This is a genomic window from Phytoactinopolyspora endophytica (assembly GCF_004138495.1).
Classification (GTDB): Bacteria; Actinomycetota; Actinomycetes; order Jiangellales; family Jiangellaceae; genus Phytoactinopolyspora; species Phytoactinopolyspora endophytica.
On record NZ_ML142860.1, the window covers coordinates 27,030 to 33,064 of the forward strand.

A 6,035-nucleotide genomic window follows, 5' to 3' on the forward strand; every position below is an offset into this window, starting at 1 on the left:
GCCGGTCGGATGACCGCGACGACGTTGACTGTGCCCGCCATCGCGATCCTGCTGTCGTGGCTGCTTCTCGGCGAGCTCCCGACGGTTCTCGGCATGATCGGCGGGTCGTTGTGCCTGCTCGGCGTCGCCATTAGCCGCCGCCGTCCGAAATGATCAGCCCGTGTGGTGGGCGTGATCGTTTCCACCCAGGCAGCGTCCCCGGGCTGGCATCGGCACACCGCGGTCCCAGCCGGGGTGAACGTGGTCATTCATACGTGGCGGAAGGACGCATTCCGAAGACGAATCTGATGAAGCCCCAGCGCCGTACGAGCAACTCGTATGCGGCGAAGGTCAGCGTGAGAGATGCGGCCACGATCGCCAGGTACTTGACGGCGATGGGCGCCTCCCACTGAACCACCCAGTACGCCACGCCGACGACGACCGGCTGGTGCAGGATGTACAGGGGTAGCAGGGCGGCGGCGAGGTAGCGGTACGTGCGGCGTCTCCGATCGGTGGGCTTTGCACTCACCGGAACCTTCGGCTCTGCGCCAGCCGTGCACTCCCTCGCTCTCGCAGCCACTGTGGTGGCGACGGTGCCCGCCCGTCGCTGCCGCCGGCGGTCGAGCAGGCCCAGGATCGCGACCACCCAGCACCAACCGGCCGCGCCGTACGCCGCACGGGTCGCTATGGCCAGCGGTGTCATGTCCGTGAACGGGTCGTCGGCGATCAGCATCCCGGGCGATACGGTCATGAAGAGAACGCCGCCGAGGACGGCCGCGTCCCAGGCGTCGGTGCGCATGGCGGTGCGGACGCGGTCATCCGCGGCGAGTGCGAAGCCGAGCAGGAAGAACATCAGGTAAGCCCAGCGGCTCCACCCGGCGTAGTCTTCGTCCATCCCAGCCAGGGCAGTGAGTGCGGCGAATGCCAGCGCGGGCAGAAGTACGCCGCCACGCCGTCGAGTGAGCTGGGCGACTCGCTCGCCGATCCATCGCTTCGCACCGACCGGTAGCCAGCAGACTGCCGCCGCGAGCATCAGTGAGAACGTGAGAAGCAGCACGACGAACCACAGGTGCCCGGACTCGAAATACCTGCCCTGAAGAATGAACGGGAACTCGGATAGGTCCAGCCGCACCTCGAAGAACCGGGGCAAGAACTCAAGATAGGACTCGTCAGGCCCAGATTCCGCCTTGCGTCGCACCCACGGCGCGATCGGCAGCAAGGCGACGAAGGCGAAGAGTAGGGGCACGCCGAGCCGCAGCAGCCGTTCCCGGGCGAACCCGCCCGGGCTACGTCGTCGGATCGAGTGCCACGCGCCGAGTCCGGAGATGAGAAACAGCGCCGGCATGGCCCACACCACCGCGAATCCGGCAGCGATCATGATCGCCTCGGTGGTGTCGGCGTTCTTCACATAGAAATCGTCGTTCGAGTCGAATACCAGTGCTGAGTGGAAGAAGACCAACCCGACGACCACGAGTGCGCGGATGGCGTCCAGCTCTGACCGCCGGGCGGGTACCCCGGACGTCGATTGGTCGCCGCGCCCGTTGGTCATGGCGGGTTGCGATGCCGGTCAGGGTCTTTACGCATCAGCCGCACCCCCGGGTGTTGGGGATACCCTACCGGCCATCTTGGCTCCGGGAGAGGGGTCGGGTCGCCAGGACGATGGGGGTTCCTGGCCTCATGTAACGGATAGAGCTGGTTTCAGCCGGACAAGCGTTACGTGAGGCAAGGAACCCCCGGTTGTCGGCCCGGCGGGGATTCATTTTGCGCCGGTCAGGAACGTGAGAGAAGGATCCAACCGTTGCTCATACGAAAATGTGGATGATTGAGACGCGCGCGGAGCGGCTACGCTGTGCATGGTCCAACTGAGAGTAGGCTCGGCAAGCGAGGATCGGTACGCCTATGACAGCGAGGAGCTCTGAAACCGTGCCACCGTCGAATGCAGACGCCGCGGCCGGGGTGCTGCCGCTCGAAGGCGTCGGTGCGGCTTCCCAAGGCACATCTGAGGAAGCTGAACACGACCTGGGGCCCACCCAGCGTCCACGCGTCGAGTTCCCCACGCCCGCACAGCTGGACAGACACGGACCCGCGCGGATCGTGGCGATGTGCAACCAGAAGGGCGGCGTCGGCAAGACCACCAGCACCATCAATCTGGGTGCGGCACTCGCCGATTATGGTCGTCAGGTACTTCTCGTCGACTTCGACCCGCAGGGTGCGTTGTCGGTGGGCTTGGGACTGAACCCGCATGACCTTGAGACGTCCATCTACAGCGTCCTGATGGACAACACGCTCAACGTCGAGGAGATCCTGCAGAAGACCCCGGTCAACGGGATGGATCTGCTACCGGCCAACATCGACCTGTCCGCGGCGGAGATCCAGCTGGTCACTGAGGTCGGACGCGAGCAGGCGCTGTTCAGGATCCTGCGGCCACTGATTCCGCATTACGACGTAATCCTCATCGATTGCCAGCCGTCCCTCGGTCTGCTGACGGTCAACGCCCTGTGCGCATCGGACGGCGTGATCGTTCCGCTGGAATGCGAGTACTTCGCACTGCGCGGGGTGGCGCTGCTGCAGGAGACGATCGAGAAGGTCCGCGACCGGCTCAACCCCCGGCTGGAAATCGAGGGCTTGCTGGCCACCATGTACGACTCCCGCACGGTGCACGGCAGAGAAGTGCTGACGCGACTGATCGAGGCGTTCGACAACCGCGTCTTCCACACCGTCGTCGGCCGCACGGTGCGGTTCCCGGAGACCACTGTGGCGGGTCAGCCGATCACGAGCTTTGCACCGTCGTCGCCGGGTGCTAAGGCGTACAAGCAGCTTGCGCGGGAGGTTCTGGCTCGGTGGGAGTGACCAGCGAGACGGAGCCGGCGCTGCTGCTTGACGTCGAGCTCGACGAACCGGCGCTGGAGAGCGCGGCCGAGGAGTCCAGTTCGGGGTTCGAGGTCCACTTGGACAACTTCGAAGGCCCGTTCGACCTCCTGCTCACGTTGATCGCCAAACATAAGCTCGACGTGACCGAGCTCGCACTGCACCAGGTGACGGACGAGTTCATCGCCTACATCAAGGATGCAGAGTGGGACCTTGACGAGGCCAGCCAGTTCCTGCTCGTCGCGGCGACCCTGCTGGATCTCAAAGCCGCCCGGCTGCTGCCCAGTGGTGAAGTCGAGGACGAGGACGACCTGGCCTTGCTGGAGGCTCGGGACCTGCTCTTCGCGCGGCTGCTGCAGTACAAGGCGTTCAAGGAGCTCTCGGGCATCTTCGCCGCCCGGCTGGCCGAGGAAGCGCTGCGTTTCCCGCGCGCTGTCGGTATGGAAGAGCGCTACGCCGATCTGCTGCCAGAGGTGGTCGTCGGCCTGGGACCGGAGGAACTGGCCCAGCTCGCGGCGCGGGTCCTCACGCCCAAACCGGTGCCTACGGTCGGCCTGGCACACCTGCACGAGCCTCGGGTCAGCGTCCGCGAGCAGGCGGCCTTCGTCGTCGACTGGCTGCGCCGATCTCGGCAGGTCACGTTCCGGGCGCTGGCCATGGACTCCCCGTCGACCACGCATGTGGTGGCGCGATTCCTGGCCCTGCTGGAGCTGTACCGTGAGCGGGCAGTGGCATTTGAACAGGTCACCCCGCTCGGCGATCTGACGATCCGGTGGACCGGCGACGATGACGACGAGACCCCTATCGGGATCGGCGACGAGTTCGACGAGCCCGGCGCGAGCGTCCCTGCAGAGGCGTAACATGTGCGCTCGACCGCCGTGCGGGAGACTGCGCGCGGCCTGAAGCAGACCCAGACAACCCATGCGGACTACAGGAGGATCACGCCGGTGAGTGACGACGAGAGCCGTAACGGCGATCATCGGGCACTGGGCGATACGGTCACGGCCGATTCGGGGGAGCCGTCGTTGTCCGCCTCGATCGAGGCGATCTTGGTGGTGGTGGACGAACCGATCGACGAGGTGACGCTCGCTCAGGTCCTGGAGGTGCCGCGGGAGGAGATCGCGACGACGCTGCGGCGGCTTGCGCAGGAGTACACCGACGGCGGCCGAGGTTTCGAGCTGCGGAGTGTGGCCGGCGGCTGGCGGCTGTACACGCGGGCCGAGTGTGCACCCGTGGTGGAACGTTTCGTCCTGGATGGGCAGCAGGCGAGGCTGACCCAGGCCGCCCTGGAGACCCTGGCCGTGGTCGCGTACCGGCAGCCGGTCAGCCGCGCCCGTATCTCGGCCATCCGGGGCGTGAACTGCGACGGCGTGATGCGTACCCTGACCACGCGTGGCCTGGTCGAGGAGGCCGGCATCGACCATGAGTCGGGCGCGACCCTGTTCCGCACCTCTTCCTACTTCCTGGAGCGACTCGGGATGACATCCCTCGAAGACCTGCCGCCGCTGGCGCAGTACCTGCCGGACATCGACGATCTGGAGGGCGAGGGCGAAAGTACCGGGAGTTCTCGCGGAGCCAGGAACGCCGGGGATCTCGGGAACGCTGAGGACCTCGAGAACGCGGTGGATCTCGGGAGCGCCGGGGATCTCGGAGACGCTGAGGACCTCGTAAGCGCCGGGGAGAACGTTGACGACGGCCGCTCGATGGGTATTCGAGCCCAGGATGACTGAGTCTGACGAGGGCATCCGGCTGCAGAAGGTCCTGGCTGGCGCCGGGATCGGGAGCCGCCGCGCCTGCGAGGAGCTGATCGACGCCGGCCGGGTGGAGGTAGACGGCCGGACGGTGCGAACGCAGGGTGTCCGGGTGGATCCGGCGAAGGCGGTCATCAAGGTCGACGGCATGCGGGTGACCACGGCCGAGGCCGGGCTGGTCTACCTCGCCCTGAACAAGCCGCGTGGTGTGGTCAGCACCATGACCGATCCGCAGGGCCGTCCGAGCATCGGCGACTATGTCGAGAACCGCCGGGAACGGCTCTTCCACGTGGGGCGCCTCGACGTCGACACGGAAGGGCTGATTCTGCTCACCAACGACGGCGAGCTCGCGCACCGGCTGGCGCACCCGAGCTACGGCGTGCTGAAGACCTACGTCGCCGAGGTGAACGGGCCGGTGGCGCGGGACGTCGGCCGCACCTTGCGCGACGGCGTCGAGCTGGACGACGGCCCGGTGAAAGCGGACTCGTTCCGGGTGGTGGACCGTGCAGGTGGCCGGGTCATGCTCGAGATCGTGCTGCACGAGGGACGCAAGCACATCGTGCGGCGCATGCTCGAGGCCGTCGGGTATCCGGTGCAGCGGCTGAGCCGGACGTATGTGGGACCGGTAGGACTCGGCGATCTTCGGCCCGGCACGACACGAAAGCTCACCCGGGAAGAAGTCGGCAAACTCTACCGCGACGTCGGACTCTGAGCAGGGGCACGCGAGCCGGGCGACTCGGATTCCGCGCAACCTCTGAGAAGGTAAAGTGCGCCCGGCAGGCACTACAGTGAACGTCGCGGCGCAGGGGATGGCGAGCGTGCGTCGTCTGTGCGGCAAACGAGAAGCGGAGCGCGAACGGGGACATGGTGAGAGTGCGAGCGGTGCGGGGTGCGACCCAACTCGACGCGGACGAGTCCGAGCACCTGTTGGAACGTACGGCTGAGCTGATGCAGGCCGTGCTCAAACGCAATGACCTCACGGCAGACGATGTCATCAGCATCTTCCTGACCGCGACGCCGGACGTACGCTCCGCCTTCCCGGCGGCAGCCGTCCGAGGACTGGGGATCACCGACGTCCCGCTGATGTGCGCCCAGGAGCTGGACGTGCAGGGTGCGATGCCCCGTGTGGTGCGGTTGATGGCGCACGTGGAGACGCCGCGCTCGCGAGACGACATCCGTCATGTCTACCTGCACGGGACGACCGTGCTCCGCGATGACCTGGCCAAGGACGACGAATGAGCGACGAGGCGTCCGCCATCGGCCATGAGCCGACCCGGGGCGAGGCGTCGGCCGGTAATTCACCGGCCATGAGCGAGCCGCCGGTCTCCAGACGAGCGGGGCTGGACAATGGCCGGGCCGCGTTGAGCGGCGGAGTCCTGATCGTCGGTACCGGGCTTCTCGGTACCTCCATGGGTATGGCATTGACCCGAGCCGGCA

Annotated in this window: 7 protein-coding genes and 1 pseudogene; 7 read left to right on the forward strand and 1 reads right to left on the reverse strand. The window is 66.7% G+C overall.

Annotated features, from left to right (window positions below; all coding sequences use genetic code 11):
* Window positions 1-153: EamA family transporter (locus ELR45_RS42870; RefSeq protein ID WP_205857047.1), on the forward strand; the 153-nt coding region annotated here is incomplete at its 5' end.
* Window positions 154-244: 91 nt separating this feature from the next.
* On the opposite strand, the gene ELR45_RS21370 is transcribed toward ELR45_RS42870, so the two are convergent.
* Window positions 245-1,528 (reverse strand): acyltransferase family protein, encoded by a 1,284-nt coding sequence (locus ELR45_RS21370; RefSeq protein ID WP_129668170.1) that lies wholly within the window; start codon window positions 1,526-1,528, stop codon window positions 245-247.
* 350 nt (window positions 1,529-1,878) lie between these two features.
* Here ELR45_RS21370 and ELR45_RS21375 point away from each other — a divergent pair, with 350 nt between their 5' ends.
* From ELR45_RS21375 to ELR45_RS38600, 6 genes and pseudogenes are all read left to right on the forward strand, one after another.
* Entirely contained in the window at window positions 1,879-2,829 is a 951-nt protein-coding gene (locus tag ELR45_RS21375; RefSeq protein ID WP_129668171.1) for a ParA family protein, read from the forward strand.
* Window positions 2,826-3,707, forward strand: a complete 882-nt coding sequence (locus ELR45_RS21380) for a segregation and condensation protein A (RefSeq protein ID WP_420813924.1) — start codon at window positions 2,826-2,828, stop codon at window positions 3,705-3,707. Before ELR45_RS21375 ends, ELR45_RS21380 begins: the two co-directional genes overlap by 4 nt.
* Before the next feature lie 126 nt (window positions 3,708-3,833).
* Window positions 3,834-4,577, forward strand: a complete 744-nt coding sequence (scpB, locus tag ELR45_RS21385) for an SMC-Scp complex subunit ScpB (RefSeq protein ID WP_129668286.1) — start codon at window positions 3,834-3,836, stop codon at window positions 4,575-4,577.
* Window positions 4,570-5,310: a pseudouridine synthase gene (locus ELR45_RS21390; RefSeq protein WP_129668172.1), complete on the forward strand. Its 741-nt coding sequence runs from the start codon at window positions 4,570-4,572 to the stop codon at window positions 5,308-5,310. Before scpB ends, ELR45_RS21390 begins: the two co-directional genes overlap by 8 nt.
* A gap of 155 nt (window positions 5,311-5,465) precedes the next feature.
* Window positions 5,466-5,837 (forward strand): chorismate mutase, encoded by a 372-nt coding sequence (gene aroH / locus ELR45_RS21395; protein ID WP_129668287.1) that lies wholly within the window; start codon window positions 5,466-5,468, stop codon window positions 5,835-5,837.
* A pseudogene (locus tag ELR45_RS38600) lies at window positions 5,834-6,035 on the forward strand (hypothetical protein); the annotation flags it as partial. The gene aroH and the pseudogene ELR45_RS38600, both read left to right, overlap by 4 nt.

Coding starts and splice junctions, on each gene's coding strand:
- ELR45_RS21370 (WP_129668170.1), bottom strand. CDS start 1,528: ATGACCAACGGGCGCGGCGACCAATCGACGTCCGGGGTACCCGCCCGG.
- ELR45_RS21375 (WP_129668171.1), top strand. CDS start 1,879: ATGACAGCGAGGAGCTCTGAAACCGTGCCACCGTCGAATGCAGACGCC.
- ELR45_RS21390 (WP_129668172.1), top strand. CDS start 4,570: ATGACTGAGTCTGACGAGGGCATCCGGCTGCAGAAGGTCCTGGCTGGC.